The sequence below is a fragment of the Streptomyces sp. NPDC050418 genome, assembly GCF_044458745.1.
GTDB lineage: Bacteria > Actinomycetota > Actinomycetes > Streptomycetales > Streptomycetaceae > Streptomyces.
Map to the genome: position 1 here is coordinate 280669 of NZ_JBITIG010000007.1, position 21770 is coordinate 302438.

15 protein-coding genes and 1 tRNA gene are annotated in these 21770 nt (G+C 70.7%); 10 read left to right on the forward strand and 6 right to left on the reverse strand.

Going from position 1 to position 21770, the window contains the following annotated elements; all coding sequences use genetic code 11:
* Positions 1-1605, reverse strand: coding sequence for an MraY family glycosyltransferase (locus ACIBI4_RS19050; RefSeq protein ID WP_399205074.1), 1605 nt, complete (start codon positions 1603-1605; stop codon positions 1-3).
* 280 nt (positions 1606-1885) lie between these two features.
* On the opposite strand from ACIBI4_RS19050, the gene ACIBI4_RS19055 reads away from it, so the two are divergent.
* The 6 genes from ACIBI4_RS19055 (at position 1886) to ACIBI4_RS19080 (ending at position 11692) form a co-directional block, all read left to right on the forward strand.
* Positions 1886-4168, forward strand: coding sequence for a (Fe-S)-binding protein (locus tag ACIBI4_RS19055; RefSeq protein WP_399205075.1), 2283 nt, complete (start codon positions 1886-1888; stop codon positions 4166-4168).
* An 85-nt stretch (positions 4169-4253) separates the two neighbouring features.
* Positions 4254-5609, forward strand: a complete 1356-nt coding sequence (locus tag ACIBI4_RS19060) for an FG-GAP repeat domain-containing protein (RefSeq protein ID WP_399205076.1) — start codon at positions 4254-4256, stop codon at positions 5607-5609.
* Between the two features lie 370 nt (positions 5610-5979).
* The gene (locus tag ACIBI4_RS19065; protein WP_399205077.1) at positions 5980-7428 is read left to right on the forward strand and encodes an FG-GAP and VCBS repeat-containing protein; all 1449 of its coding nucleotides are present in this window, start codon (positions 5980-5982) and stop codon (positions 7426-7428) included.
* Positions 7429-7486: 58 nt separating this feature from the next.
* A complete protein-coding gene (locus tag ACIBI4_RS19070) occupies positions 7487-8863 on the forward strand; it encodes an FG-GAP repeat protein (protein WP_399205078.1) in 1377 nt (458 codons plus the stop codon).
* A gap of 262 nt (positions 8864-9125) precedes the next feature.
* Positions 9126-10607, forward strand: a complete 1482-nt coding sequence (locus ACIBI4_RS19075; protein WP_399205079.1) for an FG-GAP repeat protein — start codon at positions 9126-9128, stop codon at positions 10605-10607.
* Positions 10608-10789: 182 nt separating this feature from the next.
* Positions 10790-11692, forward strand: a complete 903-nt coding sequence (locus ACIBI4_RS19080) for a YIP1 family protein (protein WP_399205080.1) — start codon at positions 10790-10792, stop codon at positions 11690-11692.
* A 78-nt stretch (positions 11693-11770) separates the two neighbouring features.
* Here the strand turns inward: ACIBI4_RS19080 and ACIBI4_RS19085 are convergent, their stop codons facing one another.
* The 3 genes from ACIBI4_RS19085 to ACIBI4_RS19095 form a co-directional block, all read right to left on the reverse strand.
* Positions 11771-12268 (reverse strand): phosphoribosyltransferase, encoded by a 498-nt coding sequence (locus tag ACIBI4_RS19085; RefSeq protein ID WP_399205081.1) that lies wholly within the window; start codon positions 12266-12268, stop codon positions 11771-11773.
* Positions 12269-12287: 19 nt separating this feature from the next.
* Positions 12288-12863 carry a dCTP deaminase gene (dcd, locus tag ACIBI4_RS19090; protein ID WP_399205082.1) on the reverse strand — a complete coding sequence of 192 codons (576 nt, stop codon included), beginning with the start codon at positions 12861-12863 and terminating at the stop codon, positions 12288-12290.
* A 74-nt stretch (positions 12864-12937) separates the two neighbouring features.
* The gene (locus tag ACIBI4_RS19095) at positions 12938-13099 is read right to left on the reverse strand and encodes a hypothetical protein (protein ID WP_399205083.1); all 162 of its coding nucleotides are present in this window, start codon (positions 13097-13099) and stop codon (positions 12938-12940) included.
* A gap of 161 nt (positions 13100-13260) precedes the next feature.
* On the opposite strand from ACIBI4_RS19095, the gene ACIBI4_RS19100 reads away from it, so the two are divergent.
* Positions 13261-13334: transfer RNA gene (locus ACIBI4_RS19100), tRNA-Gly, on the forward strand.
* 145 nt (positions 13335-13479) lie between these two features.
* Positions 13480-14001 carry a hypothetical protein gene (locus tag ACIBI4_RS19105; RefSeq protein WP_399205084.1) on the forward strand — a complete coding sequence of 174 codons (522 nt, stop codon included), beginning with the start codon at positions 13480-13482 and terminating at the stop codon, positions 13999-14001.
* Between the two features lie 140 nt (positions 14002-14141).
* On the opposite strand, the gene ACIBI4_RS19110 is transcribed toward ACIBI4_RS19105, so the two are convergent.
* Together ACIBI4_RS19110 and ACIBI4_RS19115 are read right to left on the reverse strand one after the other, a co-directional pair.
* Positions 14142-15347: a S8 family serine peptidase gene (locus ACIBI4_RS19110; RefSeq protein ID WP_399205085.1), complete on the reverse strand. Its 1206-nt coding sequence runs from the start codon at positions 15345-15347 to the stop codon at positions 14142-14144.
* A gap of 223 nt (positions 15348-15570) precedes the next feature.
* Positions 15571-16128 (reverse strand): isochorismatase family protein, encoded by a 558-nt coding sequence (locus ACIBI4_RS19115; RefSeq protein ID WP_399205086.1) that lies wholly within the window; start codon positions 16126-16128, stop codon positions 15571-15573.
* A 128-nt stretch (positions 16129-16256) separates the two neighbouring features.
* Between ACIBI4_RS19115 and ACIBI4_RS19120 the strand changes: the two genes are divergently transcribed.
* Both ACIBI4_RS19120 and ACIBI4_RS19125 read left to right on the forward strand, forming a co-directional pair.
* Positions 16257-18833 carry a S8 family serine peptidase gene (locus tag ACIBI4_RS19120; RefSeq protein WP_399205087.1) on the forward strand — a complete coding sequence of 859 codons (2577 nt, stop codon included), beginning with the start codon at positions 16257-16259 and terminating at the stop codon, positions 18831-18833.
* The gene (locus tag ACIBI4_RS19125) at positions 18830-21766 is read left to right on the forward strand and encodes an FG-GAP repeat domain-containing protein (RefSeq protein WP_399205088.1); all 2937 of its coding nucleotides are present in this window, start codon (positions 18830-18832) and stop codon (positions 21764-21766) included. Before ACIBI4_RS19120 ends, ACIBI4_RS19125 begins: the two co-directional genes overlap by 4 nt.
* Positions 21767-21770: the final 4 nt, after the last annotated feature.

Here is a 21770-nt window from a genome sequence, read left to right on the forward strand (position 1 = left end):
TCAGCCCCTCGCCAGATCGGCCGGTGCGGCGGGTTCGGCACGACGCGCGCCGCGGACGGTACGCGTGAGGGCGACGAGCCCGCGCCGGGTGCGGCCGGGCGGTGGACCGCCGCGGGCCGCGCCCCGGTCGTCCGGTGCGGCGGGGCGGGCCGCCTGCGCGGCCGGACGGGCGGGCGGTGCCGGGTAGTCGGGCATCGGCGGGTGGGCGGCCGGGGGTTCGGCGGCAGGGCGTTCGGCGGCCCGGGTTGCCGCGGTGCGCGCCGCGCCCGCCGGTACCGGGGTGCCGGACGCGGGCGTGCCGCCGCGGCGCGTGGCCGGGACGGGCTGCGGGCGGGCGGGCCCGCCGCGCGGCGCCATCGTGCGGAGGCCGCCGGCCGGGCGGGCCGCGGCGGCGGCGACGGTACGCGGGCCGCCGACGGGGCGGCGGCGTACCGACGGTGCGGACCGGCCGCCCGTTCCTCTGCCGGGACCCCGCCCGAGCCCGAGCCTGGGTGCTGTTCCGGCCACCGCTCGCCGTGCGGCACTCAAGGGTGTGCGCCCCGCAGTACGCCCCGCCGTACGCCCCGCCGTACGCCCCGCAGCCGGATGCCCGGCCTCCGAGGACGTGGGCGCGGCTCCGGCACCCCGGCGCCCCTGCTCCCCGTACACCCGGACCCCCAGCAGCGCCCAGAGCCCGCCGATCGCCGCGAGCAGCAGCGGAGCCGCCGCGCTGGGACCGGCGCTGCCGCGGTGGATCAGGACCGTCGTCAGCGTGCCCGCGAAGGTCAGCGCGGCGAGCACGACCGCGGCGCCCGGCACGGTGAAGCCGATCCGGCGCAGGCGGTGGGCGATGTGGTCGGTGGCGCCCAGGAGGAGCGGGCGGCCGGAACTGCGGCGCGAGAGGAGGACCAGCACGGTGTCGGCGGTGGCGGCCAGGGTGAGGGTCAGCAGACCGGCCAGGGTCGGCAGCGCGTCGTGGCCGGTGTGCACGAGGACCGCGGCCGAGGCGAGCAGGAAGCCGGTGAACAGCGCACCGCAGTCGCCGAGGAAGATCCTGGCCGGGTGCCAGTTGTGGCCGAGGAAACCGCCGAGCGCCGCGGCCAGGACGGTGAGGACGAGCGCCAGGTCGGCCCGGCCGTCCGCCGCCGCGCAGAGCGCGAGCCCGAGCGCGCTGACCGCGCCGACCGTGCCCGTCACCCCGTCGGAGGTGTCGAGCCACTGGAAGGCATGGGTGACGAAGACGATCCAGAGGACCGCGGCCAGGGCCGCGAAGGGACCGAGGCCCGTGCCGTGCACGACGAACAGGGCGGCGGCGGCCTCCGCGAGCAGGCACACGCGCGTGCGCAGCGGCCGCAGATCGCGGACGAGGCCGAGCAGGCCGACGGCGGCGGCGGCCCACAGAATCCGTTCGGTACCGGGCCCGAGGCCGGCGTACCCCGTGCAGCTGACCAGGAGCGTGGCGGCCAGGACGGCGGTGCCGCCGAGCCGCGGGGTGGGCCGCCGGTGCGCCTTGCCGGCGCCCGGCCGGTCGAGCCGGCCGGTGCGCAGGGCGAGGGCGCGGGCGAGCCGGGTGAGCAGGGCGGTGAGGAGGACGGCGGCGGCCGCGGCGACGACGGCGTAGAGCATGACGCTTAAGCTAGTTCGGAATAGCCCGGTTTATGGCGAATAACACGATTTACCGCAACGCATCCGGGCGGACTCGGCCGGATGCCGCCCCCTGAGCGCGACCTCGAGCACGCCCCCGAGCACCGCGGCCCACGCCTGGCAAGGGTCACCTCAGCGACACAGATCACCGTGAGCCTGGCTACATTGCACCAACGGAAGTGGGTAGTCTCAGACGAGCCGGGTAAGTTACCGCTTAGTAATCTTCTCTGAAACCCCCGCCTCGCAGGCCCGAGGAGCCCTCATGCAACTCGCCGCGATCATCGTGTCGTTGGTAGTGACCGTGGTCGGCGTCGCCCTGTTCGCGCGTGCCATCGGCCAGTTCGCCCGCTATTTCATGCTGGGCCAGCCGGTGCCCGCGGGAAGCCGGACCGACAACCCGTATCAGCGCACCGTGACGCTGCTGCGGGAGTTCCTGCTGCACTCACGCATGAACAAGTGGGGCATCGTGGGCTTCGCCCACTGGTTCGTCGCGATCGGCTTTCTCACGCTGCTGCTCACGATCGTCAACGCCTTCGGCCAGCTGTTCCAGGCCGACTGGCTGATCCCGGTCATCGGTGACTGGGCTCCGTACAACGTGTACGTCGAGTTCATGGGCACCATGACGGTCGTCGGCATCCTGACGCTGATCGTGATCCGGCAGTTCAGCAACCCGAACCGGCCCGGCCGCAAGTCCCGCTTCCAGGGCTCCAAGACGGGCCAGGCGTACTTCGTCGAGGCCGTGATCCTCACCGTCGGCGTCTGCATCTTCATGCTGCACGCGCTCGAGGGTGCGATGCACCACGTCGACGGCTACGAGGCCTCGTTCTTCATCTCGTACCCGGTCGTCTCGGCGTTCGAGGGCGTGGACCTGTCCACGCTGCAGACCCTCACGTACTTCTTCGCCGGCCTGAAGATCACGACCTCCTTCACCTGGATGATCGTGGTCGGGCTCAACACCAACATGGGTGTGGCCTGGCACCGCTTCCTCGGCTTCCCGAACATCTGGTTCAAGCGCAACGCGAACGGCGAGACCGCCCTCGGCGCGCTGCAGCCGATGACCTCCGGCGGCAAGGCGATCGACTTCACCGACCCCGGTGACGACGACGTGTTCGGTGTCAGCCAGGTCGAGCAGTTCAGCTGGAAGGGTCTGCTCGACTTCTCCACCTGCACCGAGTGCGGCCGCTGCCAGTCGCAGTGCCCCGCCTGGAACACCGGCAAGCCGCTCTCGCCGAAGCTCCTGATCATGTCGCTGCGCGACCACGCGCACGCCAAGGCCCCGTACCTGCTCGCCGGTGGCGGCAAGGACATGGAGGGCACGGAGAAGGCGTCCGAGGAGCAGCTCAAGGACGTTCCGGCCGCCGCTCTCGCCGAGGCCGAGCGCCCCCTGATCGGCACCCTCGAAGAGCAGGGCGTCATCGACCCCGACGTCCTGTGGTCCTGCACCACCTGCGGCGCCTGCGTCGAGCAGTGCCCGGTGGACATCGAGCACATCGACCACATCGTCGACATGCGCCGCTACCAGGTGATGATCGAGTCCGCGTTCCCGTCCGAGGCGGGCACGATGCTCAAGAACCTGGAGAAGAAGGGCAACCCCTGGGGTCTGGCCAAGAAGCAGCGTCTCGAATGGCTCAAGGAAGTCGAGTTCGAGGTGCCGGTCGTCGGCAAGGACATCGAGGACCTCACCGAGGTCGAGTACCTGTACTGGGTCGGCTGCGCGGGCTCGCTCGAAGACCGCGCCAAGAAGACCACGAAGGCCTTCGCCGAGCTGCTGCACATGGCGGGCGTCAAGTTCGCGATCATGGGCGGCGACGAGAAGTGCACCGGTGACTCCGCCCGCCGTCTCGGCAACGAGCCCCTGTTCCAGGAGCTCGGCATGGAGAACGTCATGTCCCTCAACGCCGCCTTCGGCGAGGAGATGGACGACGACGGCAAGGTGACCGAGGAGTCCCGCAAGCCCAAGTCCGCGAAGAAGATCGTCGCGACCTGCCCGCACTGCCTCAACACCCTCGGCAACGAGTACCCGCAGCTCGGCGGTGACTACGAGGTCATCCACCACACGCAGCTGCTGCAGCACCTCATCGACGAGGGCAAGCTCATCCCGGTCACGCCCGTCGAGGGTCTGATCACCTACCACGACCCGTGCTACCTGGGCCGGCACAACAAGATCTACACGCCGCCGCGCGAGATCATGTCCGCCGTCCCCGGCCTGCGCCAGCAGGAGATGCACCGCCACAAGGAGCGCGGCTTCTGCTGCGGCGCCGGTGGTGCGCGGATGTGGATGGAGGAGCGGATCGGCAAGCGCATCAACACCGAGCGCGTGGACGAGGCCCTGTCCCTCAACCCGGACATCGTCTCCACCGCCTGCCCGTTCTGCCTCGTGATGCTCACGGACTCCGTGAACGGCAAGAAGAACGACGGTCAGGCCAAGGAGTCGCTGCAGGTCGTGGACGTGGCGCAGCTGCTCCTCGACTCCGTGAAGACTCCGGTGGATCCGGCCGGTTCCGAGGAGTCCGAGGACGCTCCGGAGCCCGAGCCGGTGAAGTAGGCGTACGGCCCGGTTGCGCATCGGGCCCGTAACGAAGCACCCCATGGCATGGCCCTACGGCTGTGACATGGGGTGTTGTCGTTGCATGAAGCGCCGATCCCGGTCCTCCCTCGCCCTCGTCCCCCTCGCCTGTCTCCTCGCGGTCGCGGGGTGCGGGACCTCGCCGGGCGATGGCCGGCCGCCCTCCGCGGCCACCCGGACCCCGTCGCCCGCCGATACGCGACGGCCCGCCGACCCGGTCACCACCCCCACGGCGAAGACACCCGTCCCGCGGGGCAAGGGCAGCGAGCGCGCCGATGACGTCAACGGGGACGGGTACGCCGACCTCGTCCACTGGAACAGCGACGAGTCCGGCGGCACGGCGGGCCTGACCGTCGTGCACGGTTCGGCGAAAGGGCTCGACCCGGCCACGTACACCCGCATCGAAAAGGGCGACATCGCGGGGATGCCGGACTGGTTCCCGCCCACGATGCACCGCGCCGACCTCGACGGCGACGGCTTCGGCGATGTCGTCAGCGCCGGTCACTGGCTGCGCGGCAGCCCCGACGGGCTGCGCGCCGAGGCCGCGCTCACCCTGACCGACGCCCACGGCACCCCCGTGACCACCGGTGTGCCCGGGGACTTCGACGCGGACGGCAAGGCAGACCTCGCGGTCACCGCCGGCGCGGGCACGGTACGGATCCTGTACGGGCCCTTCGCCCCGGACACCGGACGGCCCGCGCGCTCCGGGCAGCCGCTGAGGCTCGCCACCGAGTACGGCTTCGCGGCAATCGGTGCGGGGCAGGCCGGGGGCGGCGAGGGCGATGACCTCGTCCTGCACGACAGCAACGACGGTGAGCAGTCGGGCGCCTCGCTGCTGCGTTCCGGCGCGGGTCCCGGCGGCTTCGCGGGCCCGCCGAAGAAGCTCCGCGTGGGCAACGCGCACGCCTTCGGCGACTTCGACGGGGACGGGCGCGGCGATCTCGCGGTCGGCGACGACGGCAGCCGCAACAACGAGCCCGGGTACGAGACGGAGGCCCCGGAGGTCGACCGGAAGATCACCGTGTACTTCGGCGCGGCGGACAAGGCCCCGAAGACGCTGACGGCCGACACCGCGGGCCCGTACCTCGCGGGTGACGTGGACGGGGACGGGGACGACGACCTGGTGCTCCGGACGGCCGGAGCGTACGGGAACTCGGCCACGGTCCTGAACGGCGGCCCGGACGGCCCGTCGTCGGACGACCCCGCCGTACTGCAGCGGGTCGGCGGCTCCCCCGCCAAGGACGCGTACCTGCGCGGGGCCACGGTGCACAGCGTGCAGGACTTCGACGGGGACGGGCGGGACGAGGTCGTGCTGTTCCGGCCCGAGCGGGGGAAGGGCGCCGTGCACTGGTGGGTGGTGGACGCGCGGACGGGGAAGGACGTCGTCGCGTTCACGGACGCGGAGTTCACGGAGAAGTGACGGCGTGCCGGTGACTGAGGGGCCGCCCCGTGCCGGCCCCTCAGCCGGTCCATGGTGCGGCGGCGATGTCTGCGTAAGCCGTACGTAATGTAACAACCCATCTGATATCTGACGGCAATCCAGCAAACCGGACATGGCTCCGGCATGGCTACAACTGCATGGCCTTGCCCGGCCCTTTCGGCCACCTCCGCCGCCCACACCCCCCTCGCCTGATGTCCAACTCGGCCTGAATTCCGCCTGGTTGAGCCCGCGCCCGTTCACTTTCCGGCCATGCGCGCACAACCCTTCGTACGACCCGGGAGTCACACCGGTGAACGTTCGTTCCCCCACAGCCTTCCGACGTCCGTCCGCTCCCCCTTCTGGAGAACCCGTGCGCGCAAGACTCCTCGCCGCCGCAGCGGCCGCAAGCGTCACCGCCCTCACCGCGGCCGGGCTGACCCTGCCCCTCGCCCCGCCCGCCGCGGCCGTCACGGCCCCGTTCCAGGACGACTTCAACGGGGACCACTACGCCGACATCGCGGTGGGCGTCCCGTCCGCGACGGTCGACGGCAAGAAGGCCGCCGGGTACGTCGACATCGTGTGGGGCGGTCCGAACGGGCCGGGAGCACACGGCAACACCCGGATCAGCCAGGCGAGCACCGGGGTGCCCGGCACCGTCGAGGCCGGGGACCGCTTCGGCTCCGCCGTCGAGGCCGCCGACCTGGACGGGGACGGGTACGCGGACCTGGCCGTCGGAATCAGCGGCGAGTCCCTGACCACCTCGACGACCGCGGACCACGGCATGGTGACCGTCCTGCACGGCTCGGCCAAGGGAATCGCCCCCGGCGGAGCGACGGTCGCGAAGGGCGTCACCGAGTTCTCGGAGGTCGGCGGCGCGCTCACCTCCGGCGACTTCGACGGCGACGGCGCCATGGACCTCGCCCTGGGCGTCAGCGAGGAGGAGAACTCCTCGCTGCACCTGCGCCGCGGCCCCCTCACCGCGGATGCGGGGACGACGACCGTGCGGATGCGCACGTACTCGATGTCCAGCCGCATCGGCGCCCTGCAGGGCGGCGACTTCGACGGCGACGGACGCGACGACCTCGCGGTGACCTGGCGCGCGCTCGAGGACTCCGCGACCGACATCCACCGCTTCGGCGCCGACGGCTCGATGAGCACGTTCTGGAGCTCGCCCGACAGCGGCACCTCACTCGCCGTCGCGGACTTCGACCAGGACGGCACGGACGACCTGGCCGTCGGCGGTGTGACGCCCAACCCCGAGACGGACTACACCCATTGCACCGAGCGCCTGGGCGGCGCGGTGCTCGCGCTGTACGGCGGGAAGCCGGGCGCCGGGCAGTTCGGCGCCTCGTACGACTGCTTCAGCCAGGCCAGCGAGTACATGGCGGGCACGCCCGAGGAGGGCGACGGCTTCGGTGACGCGCTCGCCGCGGGCGACCTCGACGGCGACGCGTACCCCGAACTCGTCGTGGGCGTACCGCGCGAGGACGTCGGCTCCGCCAAGGACGCGGGCATGTACGTGGTCATGAACGGCACCACGACCGGACCGTTCGGCGGCATGGGCGTGCACCAGGGCACTCCGAACATCCCGGGCACCGTCGAAGCCGGCGACCTGTTCGGCGCCGAACTCAACTCCTCGTACTACAACGCCGGTTCACTGGCCGACACCGCCATCGGCGCACCCGGCGAGAACGCCGGCACCGGCGGCGTCTGGTACGTGGCCACCGCCGAGACCGGACACTCGCCGGGCCGCTCCCTCACCCCGCGCAGCCTCGGGCTGCCCGGGGCGGCGGCCTTCGGATCGGTCCTCGGCCGCTGATCTCCACCCCTCCTACCGCACCCCTGTCCCCCCTCTTCTGCACGGGAGTTCTGCACGTATGCGCTTCAAGCACCTGGCCGCCGCGGCGGCCTGCACCGCACTGGCCGCGGCGGGCCTCACCCTGCCGTTCGCGGGAACGGCCGGCGCGGCCACCGCGCTCAGCGACGACTACAACGGTGACGGCTACCGCGACCTCGCGGTCGGCAATCCGGAGTCCAACTCCGTCGTCGTGACGTACGGTTCGGCCTCCGGCGTCACCCCGTCCCGCTCCGTCACCGTCACCCAGGACACCTCCGGGGTGCCCGGTGTGAAGGAGGCCGTGGACGAGTTCGGCGAGAGCGTCACCGGCGGCGACGTCAACCGCGACGGCTACGCGGACCTGATCGTCGGCGCCCCCGGCGAGAAGGTCGACGGCAAGCCCGACGGCTCCGTCACCGTCGTCTACGGCGGCGCCTCCGGCTTCAAGAACGGCGTCGTCGTCAACGCCCAGCGCGCCTCCGACGTGCGCTTCGGCGAGTCCGCGGCCTGGGTCGACCTCGACGAGGACGGCGGCAAGCAGCTCGCCGTCATCAGCGGCGACCACTGGTACTACTGCTCGGACGGCCTCCCCACGGACTGCCGCTTCACCCTCGAGGTCGACTTCCTGCCCGAGGGCGTCCGCCTCGACACCATGGAGGCCGGGCACTTCCTGAGCAGGGACGGCTACACCTTCGTCCTCACCGGCGAACGGGCCGACGGCGGCGCGTACACCGCGTACATGGAGTCCGGCGCCGGCGACTACGGCTACTACTCGGGCGTCCTCGCCGAAGGCGACGACGCGACCGCCACCCGCGACGCCACGGCCGCCGCCGACCTCAACGGCGACGGCTTCACCGACCTCGTGACCGGCAACCCGCAGCACAACACCGTCTCCGTGCGCCACGGCGACGACAGCGGCTTCGGCACCCCCGTCACGTACACCCAGGACAGTCCGGGCGTCCCCGGCACCTCCGAGGCCGAGGACCGCTTCGGCGCGTCCGTCGCGCTCGGCGACGTGACCGGCGACGGCCACCCGGACCTCGCGGTCGGCTCGCCCGGCGAGACGGTCGGGACGGTGAGCGGCACGGGCAACGTCGTCCTGCTGCCCGGCTCGGCATCCGGCGCCTTCGCGTCCGGCGGCAAGTCCTGGCACCAGGACGTGTCCGGCGTGCCCGGCGTCCCGGAGACCGGTGACGCCTTCGGCTCGACCGTCCGCCTCAAGGACATCAACAAGAACAGCCGCGCTGACCTCGCCGCGTCGGCGGCGGGCGAGGACATCGCCGCGGCGGCCGACGCGGGCGCGGTCTGGGTCCTGCGCGGCGCGACGACCGGCCTCACGGCCACGTCCGCGACCTCGTTCAACGGCTCCGACTTCCGCCTCGGAACGTCCCACGCATTCGGTACGTTCCTGCGCTGACTTCCCCTTCCCCACCCTTGGTTCACCAAGCGGCCCAAGTCCGGTTCTGCGGACTTGGGCCGCTTGCATCCCGTACGCCCCAAGGGTCACTCCCCCTTCAAAGATTCTTCACGGCCCCGTACAACCCTCCGGCCCCGTGACGGGTCTCCAGTTCACCAACCGCAGGGTTACGCCATGGACAACTCCCGGCAAACCGGCGGTTCACCCCAATTCAGCGGGATGCCCGCCAGGCACCCCATGCAGCCAGGAGACGACTGCACACATGGCCAAGCACAAGCGCACACCTGCTCCTTCGCCCAGCCGGGTCCGGCTTGCCACTGCTACGGCGGTGGCCGCAGCGTTTGCGGGTGGTCTCGTTTCCACCGCAACCGGTACCGCTGTAGCGGCGGATTCCGTTCCGGACGCCGACGGAGCGGACTTCAACAACGACGGTCTGACCGACGCCGTCGTATCCGCGGCCGGTGCCAACGTCGGCGGCAGGGCCGAGGCCGGCCAGATCGTCGCGATCTATGGCGGGACCACTCAGCACAAGGTCGCCTTCAGCCAGAACAGCGCGGGCGTCTCCGGCGGCTCCGAGACCGACGACAACTTCGGCGCCGACTTCGCCCACGGCGACTTCAACAGCGACGGCTTCGACGACCTCGCCGTCGGCACCCCGGGCGAGGATGTGGGCACGGACAAGGACGGCGGCCTGGTCCAGATCCTCTGGGGGTCCGCCAACGGCCTGTCCGGCGGCACCACCGTGGACGACCCGCGCCCGACCAAGCACGACACCTTCGGTTCCACGCTCGAGGCCGGCGACTTCGACGGCGACGGCAAGGACGACCTCGCGGTGGGCTCCTACGGATCCGCCACGGTCGACATCTTCGACGACGGCATCGCGAAGAGCGGCGACGCCGCCCACCGCTACACGCTGTCCGTGCCGGTCATGAACAGTTCCTATGACGCGATGGGCACCATCAACCTGCACTCCGGTGACATCAACGGAGACAAGACGGACGACCTCCTCGTCGACGGATTCAGCCTCGAGGACGGCTACCAGGCCAACTACTACTTCCCCGGCACCGCGAACGGTGTGACCACGAGCGGCCTGCAGAAGCTGCCCGGTGGCTATATCACCGACGTCGGCGACACCGACAAGGACGGCTACGGCGACGTCGTCATCGGCATGGTCTGGGACGACGACTTCCCGGGCGCCAACAAGGGCGGCACCGTCCACATCGTCCACGGCAGCGCCACCGGTGCGGACGGCACACGCCAGGCGATCACCCAGGACACCACGGGCGTCCCCGGCTCCGGTGAGACGGAGGACTTCTTCGGTCACGAGGTCGAGCTGGGCGACATCAACGGCGACGGCAACCTGGACCTGGTGGTCGGCAGCCCGGGCGAGAACCTCGCGGGCGTCACGGACGCCGGCGCGGTCACCGTCCTGTACGGCGCAGCCGACGGATCGGGCATCACCGGCGAAGGCGCGAAGTTCCTCGACCAGAACACCGCGGGCGTCCCGAACTCCAACGAGAAGAACGACTACTTCGGTTCGGACGTGCACCTGGACGACCTCAACGGCGACGGCCGCAACGAGGTGCTGATCGGCGCCCGGGGCGAGAACACCGGCAACGGCGCCGTCTACCTCCTCAACTCCAACGCCGACGACACCCTGACCTCCCCCGGCGGCATCTACCCGTCCGGCATCGGTGTCTCGACCTCGGGCTACCCGCGCCTGGGCGGCAACTTCGCCGACTGACCCACCAGCAATCCACCGGCCCCCTCCCGCACCCCCGGGCAGGGGGCCGGTCCGCGTCTCCCGCCCCCAGGTGGGGCTACCCCCTCAGGGACCCCCTAGGGGTTGTCACAGCTCAGCCGCAATGGGGACGTAAAGCAGCCGCCCCCGCCCCGCACCCCGCAGAACCAGGTACGTTCGAATACGTGGCTGGATTCAGGATCGGCCGCGGCAACCGGGGTAATCGTCCCGGCTCCCCGCGCCCGCAACACAACCCGCAGCAGCCGCCGTACGGACAGCAACAGCCGTACGGCCGCCCCGCCGCGCCCCCGTACCCGCAGCAGCAGTACCCCGGCGGGTACCCGCAGCAGCCCGGCCGGCAGCAGTGGCCGCAGGCCGGTGGGCAAGGAGCGCACGGGGAGCCGGAGTACTTCGGCGACCCGTATCAGCAGGGGCATGATCCGTACGCGGCGAACAACCCGGGGCACACCCAGGCGTTCTCCGTCGGCGAGGACCCGTACAACCCGGGCGGTACCTACCGCGCCGGCGCGGCCCCCGCCCCGATCGGCCCGCGGCTGCACTGGAAGGAACTGGTCAGCGGCGTGATCATGCGCCCGAACCAGACCTACCTCCAGATGCGCGACCACACCATGTGGGTGCCGGCCGTGCTCGTCACCTTCATCTACGGCCTGCTCGCCGTCTTCGGCTTCGACGGCGCACGCGAGGACGCGATCAACGCGACCCTCGCGACCAGCGTCCCGATCGTCCTCACCACCGGTGTGGCGATCGTCCTGAGCGCCTTCGTCCTCGGCGTCGTCACCCACAGCGTCGCCCGCCAGCTCGGCGGCGACGGCGCATGGCAGCCGACGGTCGGCCTCTCGATGCTGATCATGTCGCTCACGGACGCACCACGCCTCGTCTTCGCCATGTTCCTCGGCGGCGACGCCCCGCTCGTCCAGATCCTCGGCTGGGCCACCTGGCTCGGCGCGGGCGCCCTTCTGACGACGATGGTCTCCCGCTCCCACGACCTGCCGTGGCCGCGGGCGCTGGGCGCGAGCGCGATCCAGCTGATAGCGCTGCTGTCGATCATCAAGCTCGGGACGTTCTAGGGCTTTGCCGCATACGAGAAGGGGCCGGCTGATCCGCATCGGATCAGCCGGCCCCTTCCGCGTACGCGGGCTGTGCGGTCAGGCGTCGAGCACCTGGCCGTCGCGCCGCACCACGGGCGGCTCGACGCTCCACGGGAAGTTGATCCACTCATCCGTCCGCTTCCACACGTACTCGCACTTCACCAGCGAGTGCGACTTCTCGTAGATCACGGCGGAGCGGACCTCGGCGACCTCGCCGACGCAGAAGTCGTGGACGAGCTTGAGGGTCTTGCCGGTGTCGGCGACGTCGTCCGCGATCAGGACCTTCTTGTCGGTGAAATCGATCGCATTCGGAACGGGAGCGAGCATGACCGGCATCTCGAGTGTCGTACCTACGCCGGTATAGAACTCGACGTTGACAAGATGGATGTTCTTGCAGTCGAGCGCGTACGCCAGGCCGCCCGCGACGAAGACTCCGCCGCGCGCGATGCTGAGCACGATGTCGGGCTGGTAGCCGTCATCGGCAATGGTCTGCGCGAGTTCGCGCACCGCCGTGCCGAACTTGTCGTAGGTCAGGTTCTCTCGTACGTCGCTCATGGGTGTCTCTGACCTGTTCTCAGACCTGGGTGCGGTGGAAGTTGAGGAAGGAGCGGGAGGCCGTGGGGCCGCGCTGGCCCTGGTAGCGGGAGCCGTAGCGCTCGCTGCCGTAGGGGAACTCGGCCGGCGAGGAGAGCCGGAACATGCACAGCTGGCCGATCTTCATGCCCGGCCAGAGCTTGATCGGCAGCGTGGCGAGGTTGGAGAGTTCGAGGGTCACGTGGCCCGAGAAGCCCGGGTCGATGAAGCCCGCGGTGGAGTGCGTGACGAGGCCGAGGCGGCCGAGCGAGCTCTTGCCCTCCAGGCGGCTGGCGAGGTCGTCGGGCAGCGAGATGACCTCGTACGTCGACGCCAGGACGAACTCGCCGGGGTGCAGGATGAAGGGCTCGTCGCCCTCCGGCTCGACCATGCGCGTGAGGTCGGCCTGCTCGACGGCGGGGTCGATGTGGGGGTAGCGGTGGTTCTCGAACACCCGGAAGTAGCGGTCGAGGCGTACGTCGATGCTCGACGGCTGCACCATGGATTCGTCGTAGGGATCGATCCGTACCCGCCCGGCGTCGATCTCGGCCCGGATGTCCTTGTCTGAGAGAAGCACGTCCCGAGGATACGCAGAGCGCGCGGGCCCGCCGAATTCCGGTGGGCGCCCGCGCGCTGTGTCCGTACGTGTGATCAGTGATGCTTGGCCGGTTCGACCGGCACGGCGTGCCGGAGCCGGGCGCAGCGCGGACAGCGGATCAGGCGTCCTGGGCCGAGGCGGTCGGCCTGCTGCATCGGAAACGAAACGGTGCTGAACACGTGCCCCTCGGCACAGCGGACGACGGTGCGCTCCATCAAGTCTTCGGGTCCCTTCCCCACGTCAACGACGGCGAAAGCTCACATTACGGGATGAAAGGGACGCTGCTCCAGGCGGCACTCCGCGCACCAACGGTACGCCCCAACTCCGGTGATGAGGTAGGGTGACGGCGGTGCACTGGTCAGCGTCGGTGCGTCACGCGGGTGTAGTTTAATGGTAGAACATCAGCTTCCCAAGCTGAGAGCGCGAGTTCGATTCTCGTCACCCGCTCCATGCGAAGCCCCCAGGCCAATGGCCCGGGGGTTCTTTGCTGTTTCCTGCTCGGTCGAGAGGCCCAAGGCGTGCGGTACGCACCGTCGTTGAGCGCGCGGGCGTTCGGTCACAGCGGGGCCGTGGAGTCGTACGGAGGGAGCGGGCCGTGGGGTGGAGTGTGCCGGAGAGAGTGCAGCTCAAGATCGTGCACGAGTTGCAGACCGAACAGGAGCCCGGGCTCGTCCGGTCCCGTGTGCGGGAGACCACGGTCGTGGTGCCGCGCCCCGAGCACGGCGAGGCGCAGGTCCCGGTCGAGTGCGGTCACTGTCACCGGGCCGCCGTCTTCGTCATCCAGGATCTGGAGACGACGAGGCGGCTGCGGCGCATACCGGTCGTCCGCTCCCTGGTCGCGTCGGTGCTGCTGATCGCGACGGTGGTGTGGTGCGCCGTCCTCGGGTTCGGGGGCGGGAACATCACCTTCCAGGTCCTGACCCTTCCGGCCGGCCTGATCTTCCTTCCCCTCGGGATCGCCCTGGCGGTCACGCCCAGTGGCAAGCTCGGCGTCACAGTCCCGAAGGGAGTCACGTTCGACAGCAAGACGAAGCGTGAGGGCCTGAGTTATGTCACGCGCAGCACCCGGCGGGGCGAGGGAGTGGCCTGCATCGGGATGGTCGCGCCTGCGCCTTAGCGCGTGTGCGGTAAGCCGTTGGCGCTCTCCCGGGGCCCGGCGGGTGGGGCGGCCGGGCCCCGGGAGAGTTCATCGTGCTGCCGTCTCGGCGCCTGGTGGCGCAAAGGCCGGTACCTCAGGAGCCGTTACCGCGTGGGTCGTTACTCGACGACCTTCAGCAGCTTGTTCGGGGTGCCCGCGCCCGGGTTGGAGATCTTGTCCGGCGTGGCACCCTCGGTCAGGGCGGTGGCGACCTGCTCGGGCGTCGCGTCCTGGTGACTGCCCAGGTAGACGGCGGCGACGCCCACGACGTGCGGCGTCGCCATCGACGTACCGGAGATGGTCTTGGTGCCCTCGTCGCTGTCGTTCCAGGCCGAGGTGATGTCCGAGCCCGGCGCGTAAATGTCCACGACGGAACCGTAGTTGGAGAACTCCGACTGCTCGTCGTCAACGGTCGACGAGGCGACCGTGATGGCCTCCTCGACGCGGGCCGGGGAGCCCTGGCCCGCGTCCGACGCGTCGTTGCCGGCCGCGACGCCGTAGGTGACGCCGGACGCGATGGACTTGCGTACGGCCTCGTCGAGCGCCTCGTCGGCGCCGCCGCCCAGGCTCATGTTGGCGACGGAGGGGCCCTCGTGGTTCTGGGTGACCCAGTCGATGCCGGCGACGACCTGCTCGGTGGTGCCGGAGCCCTGGTCGTCCAGGACGCGGACGGCGACGATGTTCGCCTTCTTGGCGACGCCGTGCGAGGCGCCCGCGATGGTGCCCGCGACATGGGTGCCGTGTCCGTTGCCGTCATCCGCGGAGTCGTCGTTGTCGACGGCGTCGAAGCCGTGCGTGGCGCGGCCCTCGAAGTCCTTGTGCGAGATGCGGACACCGGTGTCGATGACGTACGCGGTGACGCCCTCACCGGCGGTGTCGGGGTACGTGTACTTCTTGTCGCCGGCCGTGTCGGTCTGGTCGATCCGGTCCAGGCCCCACGACGGCGGGTTGTCCTGGGTGGCGCTGATGGTGAACTTCTTGTTCTGGACGACCTTGCCGACGGCCGGGTCCGCGGCGAGTCGCTTCGCCTCGGTCTCGGACAGGCCGGAGGCGGAGAAGCCGTTGACGGCGGAGGCGTAGTTGCGCTTGAGGCTGCCGCCGTACTCCTTGGCGAGGTCCTGCTTGTCGCCCTTGGACAGCTTGTCGTCGAGCATCACGATGTAGCTGCCGGATACCGCGCCCTCGGCGTCGGTTCCGTACACCATGCCCTCGGCCGGAGCGGCGCCCGCGAAGGGGCTGGCGAGGACGGTCACACCGATCGCGGTGGCGGCGGTGGCTATGGCTGCGGTCAGCTTGAATCCGCGCGCACGCTGGTGATTTGCCATGAAGAGGGAACTCCTCGTGGTGATGTGGGGGGTGTGGGGGGTTACCGGGAGGTGTCAAAGCTCTACTGCCTCAGCCCCCGACTCCCGGACGATCTGCGGGGGTTGAGGCGAAACCCTGTCGGATTGACGCGCGCAGATCAATACCTACATACACCTGTGATGTGTTCAACGGAGTTCCGCAATAACAATTGGGGCGCCCGCCGCGAAACGGACGGCGCCTCCCTTACCGCCCTCGGAAGTCGACGTCCTTGGCCTCCACCGTCCCGGCCGTACGTCCCGGCGCCTTCTGGTACGTCCAGTACCGGTTCGTGTGGGCGATGACCTGCTCCACCGGCGGCGCTCCCGAGGCGGAGTTGTCGTCGGCCGTGTGGGCGTCGGAGACCAGGGTGACGTCGTATCCCCGGGTGAAGGCGCCGTGCAGGGTCGAGCGGATGCAGACGTCGGTCTGCGCGCCGGTGACGAGGAGGTGTCCGACGGCGAGGTCGGCCAGGACGGATTCCAGGGTGGTGGCCTCGAAGGCGTCGCCGTAGTTCTTGCCGACCAGGGGTTCGTCCGCGGCCGGCTTCAGGCCGGAGACGATCTGCCATTCCTCGCTGCCGACCGGCATGCCCTCGTCGGAGTGCTGCACCCAGATCACGGGGGTGCGGTGCGCGCGGGCGCGGTCGGCGAGGTCCGCGATGCGGGCCACTACGGCGTCCCGTTCGTAGGCGCCGCCCACGGCGTCGTTCTGCATGTCGATGATGAGGAGGGCGGTGTGGGGGCGGTCGGTGAGTGTGGTCATGCCGCGACACGCTAGTCGGCCGCGTCGGCGCCTGCCCCGGTAATGCCGGAGCCGCCGCAGTAATGCCCGAGTAACGGCCGCTCTCTAGCGTCCGGGCTCCCCCGAACCCTCCCTGGAGGAGAGCCCCGATGCATCTGCCAAGACCGTCACGGCGCGGCCGTGCCGTGTGGGCGGTGGTGTCGCTGTCAGCGGCGGCCGCCCTGCTGGCGAATCCCCTGTCCGCCTCGGCCGAGGAGGCCGGGAGGCCGGCCCCGAGTGCCGCAGGGCCGAAGGTCGACACCGCGCTGTCCAGTGCCTTGAAGGATGGCGGTGAGGCCGCCTTCTTCGTCGTGCTGAAGGACCAGGCCGATCTGTCCGGAGCGCGCGGCAAGAAGTCGCACGCGGCGCGGACGAAGGCCGCGTACGGCGCGCTGCGGCAGCACGCGGAGGACAACCAGCGGTCCCTCGTCGATTTCCTCGACAAGGAGAAGGCCGGGCACCAGGACTTCTGGATCGCCGATGTCGTACGCGTCGAGGGTGACGCGGAGCTCGTGGCGAAGATCGCGAAGCGGGCGGATGTCGCGCGGGTCGTCAAGGAGCGGACGTACGCCATCGATACGGTCCCGGCCACGGCCGCGGCCGCACCGGAGGCGAGGACGCAGGCAGAGACCGGCGGCACCGCCGAGGCGAGCCCCGAGTGGGGGGTGGCCGACGTCAAGGCCGATCAGGTCTGGGAGCAGTACGACAACCGCGGTGAGGGCATCGTCATCGCGAACGTGGACTCGGGTGTGGAGTACGACCACCCGGACCTCGTCGCCAACTACCGCGGCAACAACGGCAACGGCACGTTCACGCACGACTACAACTGGTTCGACCCGACCGGCGTGTGCCCGGCGGACGGCGGCCCCTGCGACAACAACGGGCACGGCACGCACACCATGGGCACGATGGCCGGTGCGAACGGGATCGGTGTCGCGCCGAAGGCGAAGTGGATCGCCGCGAAGGGCTGCGAGGGCAAGAGCTGCACCGACGGTTCGCTGCTCGCGGCCGGGCAGTGGATTCTCGCGCCGACCGACCACGCCGGGCAGAATCCGCGCCCGGATCTGGCGCCGCACATCGTCAACAATTCGTGGGGCGGCGGGCACACGACCTTCTATCAGGACATCGTCGAGGCGTGGAACGCCGCGGGGATCTTCGAGGCGTTCGCCGCGGGCAACAAGGGGGACGGGTCGACCTGTTCCACGAGCGAGGCTCCGGGTTCGCAGGCTCCCGCGTACGGCGTGGGTGCCTATGACGCGAACGGGAAGATCGCCGACTTCTCCGGTTTCGGTCCGTCGCGGGTCGACGGTTCGATGAAGCCGAACATCAGCGCCCCCGGTGTCGACGTCCGCTCGGCCTGGCCCGGCAAGGCGTACAACACCATCGGCGGCACGTCGATGGCCACGCCCCATGTCGCCGGTTCCGCCGCCCTCCTGTGGTCGGCCGCCCCTTCGCTGATCGGTGACATCGATGCCACCCGGGCCTTCCTGAACCAGGGCGCGCGCAACGTGGACGACACGCACTGCGGCGGCACGGCCGAGGCCAACAACGTGTGGGGCGAGGGCAAGCTGGACATCCTCGCGTCGGTCGACAAGGCGCCGCACACCGCGGTGGCCGTGTCCGGCAAGGTCACCGACAAGGCGACCGGTGCCGCACTGCCCGGCATCATGATCGTCGCGAAGAACGCCACGACGGGCAGCCGTACGGTCACCACCGGGTCGGACGGTTCCTACCGGCTGCCGCTCGCGCCGGGCACGTACGACTTCACGCTGAGCGGGTACGGCTACGCGAGCCGGACGGTCGGCGGGGTCGAACTGACCACCGGGCAGCCGCTGGTGCAGGACCTCGCGCTCGACGCGGCCACGAACCACGCCGTCTCCGGTACGGTCCTCGACGTCACGGGGAAGCCGCTGGCCGGGGCGGAGGTCGAGGTCACCGGCACGCCGGTGGACAGGGTCCGCACGGCCGCCGACGGCACGTTCACGCTGCCGAAGGTCGCCGAGGGCGGCTACACGCTCACCGTGACGCCGGCCGAACCGGCGCTCTGCAACGGAGTCGCGCGGAGTGAACTGACCGTGGACGGCGCCGAGTCGCGTACGGTCCGGCTGCCCGCGCGCGCCGACCGGTACGGCAACAGCTGCACCCCGGCCGCGTACGCGTGGAAGAAGGGGACAAGCAGTGTCGCGCTGAGCGGTGACGAGGACGCGAAGACCGTCCAACTGCCGTTCCCCGTCCGGCTCTACGGGGTCGAGTACACGAGCGCGTCGGTCACGACCAACGGTCTCATCAACTTCCTCGCGCCGCGTCTTGGCGACTACGCGAACACCGCGCTGCCGGCGGCCGAGGAGCCCAACGGCATCGTCGCCCCGTTCTGGGACGACCTGGTCGTGGACCGGAAGGCGAGTGTGCAGACGGCGGTCACGGGCAAGGCGGGCGGCCGTACGTTCGCGGTCGTGTGGAACAACGCCGCGCTCGCGTCCGGTGAGGGGCGCGTGAGCTTCGAGGCGGTCTTCGACGAGGCCTCGGGCGCCATCACCTTCCAGTACAAGTCGGTGCCGGGCGCGGGCGCTTCGGCCACCGTCGGCATCGAGGACCAGTCCGGCAGCGATGCCCTGAAGTACTCCTTCGACCAGTCCGTCCTCCGCGACGGCTCGGCGGTCCGTATCGCGCAGGGAGCCACCCGATGAGCAGCAGGAACACCTCGGCGCGCAGCCTCCGGCTGGCCTCCGCGCTGATCGCGGCCGGTCTGACGATGACCGCGGCGCCGTACGCACTCGCCGCCGAAGCGGACCCGGACGGTTCCGTGATGAAGCTGACGAGCGCCGAGGCCAAGAAGCTCGCCGGGCACATCGGGGTCGATGTGTACGGCGACAGGTCGGCGGCCGCCGACGCCACCCCTGAGGAGGCGGCCGCCGACGGCACCCCTGAGGAGGCGGCCGCCGACGAACCGGCGGCGTCCGACCCCGACGCCCCGGTCAAGTTCACCGCCCAGTCCACCCTCGAAGGCGTACGCGGCATCGGCGCGACCGTCCCGGCGGCCGACGGCGGCTACTTCACCGTCCACAGCCTGGGGAACATCCAGCTGCACCGGGCCGACGGCTCCACCGCCTGGGCCCGCACCAACGCCTCGCTGTACGCGGACTGGCAGGTCAAGCCGCTCCGGGTGTGGCAGGCCGAGCCGTACCCGGCGCGGATCCAGATGGGCTACAACGCCGTCAGCCCGTTCACGCCGGGGTCCTCGCAGGGCTTCGACACCGGGGATCTGACCGGGGACGGCACGCCCGACCTCGTGTTCACGGCGTCGGCCGGCGACTCGCCGTACCGGCCGTTCACCTCGCCGGGTTCGTCGCTCACGAGCGGCACGTTCGTGACGGTGCTCGACGGGCGGACCGGCAGGACGCTGTGGTCCAAGCTCTACCCGTACGCCTCGATGGTGAAGATCGTCGAGGGGACGCTTGTCGTCGCCGACGCCCCGCGCCTGAACAACGGCGGTGCGCCGCAGACGGAGACCGCGAAGCTCACGGGCCTCCGGTTCTCCTACGGCGACGGCAAGTTGAGCCCGGAGAAGACCTGGACGTACGACACCGGGGAGGCGCGTCCGGCCACGTGGGGCGGGCTCGCGGACCTCGGGGGCGGCCGGCTCGGCGTCTCGTGGAATCTGCGCAAGACCGCCGACGTGGCCGCGCACGGCACCACGCTCGCCCTCGACGTCGCGGACGGGAAGGTGCGCTGGTCGACGGGCAGCGACCTGTACGGGCGCCAGCTGCACCTGGACGCCGGCCGCAAGCGGCTGGTCGCGCTCGAGCAGGCGGACACCTCGGACGCGGTGAAGTACGAGATCGTCGCGTACGACCTCGCGAGCGGTGACCGCACCGCCCTCGACACCCGCATCAACGCGCTGCCGACGGCGATGACCGTCGGTGACGCCTCCGGCAGTCCGGGGGCCGAGTACGCGGTGAGCGAGTCCACGCTGTCCCCGTCGGGCTACGTGAACGCCGCCACGGTGCGTGTCCTGCGCGGCAAGGACGGTGCGAGCGCCGACTGGACGCACACCTTCAAGCGGGACGCCGCGAACACCGGGGACGGTCCGAGCGTCTGGGACCTGGACGCCGTCGACGGCCGGCTCGTCGTCTCCGCGCAGAGCGACCGCGACGTCACCACGGCCGAGAACCTCGGCGGGATGCGCTACGGCGCACTGACCGTGTTCAACGGCAGCGGCAAGGTTGCCTGGCGCGAGGAGGGGACCGGTGCCTCGCCGCTGCACCACCAGGTGGTCCGCTCGGGCCGCCAGGACTTGGTGCGGCTCATCGACCAGTCGCAGAACGTGCGGACGTACAAGCTCGGCAACGGCCGCACCAAAGAACTCCTGCCGCTGCAGGGCGACTTGAACTACGGCACGACCGCCGACCTCGACGGCGACGAGAAGCCGGACGTCATCGCGGGCGGCTCCTCGAACGGGGTGTGGGCCTGGTCCGGGCCCTCGCTGGTCAAGGGCGGCGAGCCCAAGCAGCTGTGGCGGGCCACCGTGCCCGGCGCGGTCCGTGCCGTCACCACCGGTGATGTCCTCGGGGACGGCCGGCCCGAGGTGGTGGTCGCCGCGGACACCGCGACCGTCGTCCTGGACGGCGCGAGCGGCAAGGTGCTGACCACCATCGACGGCGGCGACGCGTTCGTGCGCTCGGTGACGGTGGCCGACGCGGACGGCGCGGGCAAGGACGAGATCCTCGTCCCGACGGACGCGCTGCGGGCGTACGACGGCCAGGGCGCGAACCTGTGGACGTACGAGGCACCCGTCGACCGCAAGGACGTCGTCTTCTCCGACACCGTGGTCTCCGAGGGTCGGGTGCACATGCAGTACTCGACCGAGGGCGCGATCGACGCCGACGACGCGGTGGTGGGCGCCGCGGCACTGGACGGTGCGACCGGCAAGGCGACCTGGCAGATCCGCCCCGAGGCACCCGCACAGGCCATGGACGGCAAGCTGCACGGTGCGCTCCTCGACCACGGGGTGTTCGCCTCGTCGAAGCTGCCGTACGCGGACGGGCATGCGGTCGTCCACACCTGGATCGTGCTCGCCGACCCGACGATCGCGGGCGACCTGAGCACCGCATCGCCGAAGGTCATCGTGGAGATCCGCGACAGCCGCACCGGTGAGCTGCTGCACCAGGCCGCCACCGGCGGTCCCTGGTCGCACGGCAACTTCTTCATCGACGGCAAGGGCGATCCGCTGTACGCGGCGAGTTTCGGGACCATCTCGGGCTATGCCGGTGACGGCACCGACACGCGCAGCCTCATGACCGCGCCTGTGCGCACCGTCGGATTCGCCACCGGCCCCGGCGGCCGCAAGCTGGTCATGAGCGGCACGGAGGCCGGCCTGGCCGCGTACGACGCGACGCAGCTGACCAACGGCGCGACCTACCACCAGTCCAGCCGGGGCAGCGCGACTCTGATGGGTGGGCGCGCCTACGTGGCCGACGACCTCGACGGGGACGGGGTCGACGACGTGGTGTCGCTCAACTTCGACCACCTCGGGGTCAACCAGGCGGCCGAGCTCCTCGGCGGCGGGGTGCTGTCCCTGGACAGTGCCATCCACCAGATGACGACGTTCACGCTGTCGTGATCCC

What these genes read in the sequence shown, in the direction of transcription:
- ACIBI4_RS19110 (WP_399205085.1), bottom strand. Translation starts at nt 15,347, where the DNA reads ATGGCAAATCACCAGCGTGCGCGCGGATTCAAGCTGACCGCAGCCATA.
- ACIBI4_RS19085 (WP_399205081.1), bottom strand. Translation starts at nt 12,268, where the DNA reads ATGAGCGACGTACGAGAGAACCTGACCTACGACAAGTTCGGCACGGCG.
- ACIBI4_RS19055 (WP_399205075.1), top strand. Translation starts at nt 1,886, where the DNA reads ATGCAACTCGCCGCGATCATCGTGTCGTTGGTAGTGACCGTGGTCGGC.
- ACIBI4_RS19095 (WP_399205083.1), bottom strand. Translation starts at nt 13,099, where the DNA reads ATGGAGCGCACCGTCGTCCGCTGTGCCGAGGGGCACGTGTTCAGCACC.
- ACIBI4_RS19075 (WP_399205079.1), top strand. Translation starts at nt 9,126, where the DNA reads ATGGCCAAGCACAAGCGCACACCTGCTCCTTCGCCCAGCCGGGTCCGG.
- ACIBI4_RS19120 (WP_399205087.1), top strand. Translation starts at nt 16,257, where the DNA reads ATGCATCTGCCAAGACCGTCACGGCGCGGCCGTGCCGTGTGGGCGGTG.
- ACIBI4_RS19125 (WP_399205088.1), top strand. Translation starts at nt 18,830, where the DNA reads ATGAGCAGCAGGAACACCTCGGCGCGCAGCCTCCGGCTGGCCTCCGCG.
- ACIBI4_RS19060 (WP_399205076.1), top strand. Translation starts at nt 4,254, where the DNA reads ATGAAGCGCCGATCCCGGTCCTCCCTCGCCCTCGTCCCCCTCGCCTGT.
- ACIBI4_RS19070 (WP_399205078.1), top strand. Translation starts at nt 7,487, where the DNA reads ATGCGCTTCAAGCACCTGGCCGCCGCGGCGGCCTGCACCGCACTGGCC.
- ACIBI4_RS19115 (WP_399205086.1), bottom strand. Translation starts at nt 16,128, where the DNA reads ATGACCACACTCACCGACCGCCCCCACACCGCCCTCCTCATCATCGAC.
- ACIBI4_RS19050 (WP_399205074.1), bottom strand. Translation starts at nt 1,605, where the DNA reads ATGCTCTACGCCGTCGTCGCCGCGGCCGCCGCCGTCCTCCTCACCGCC.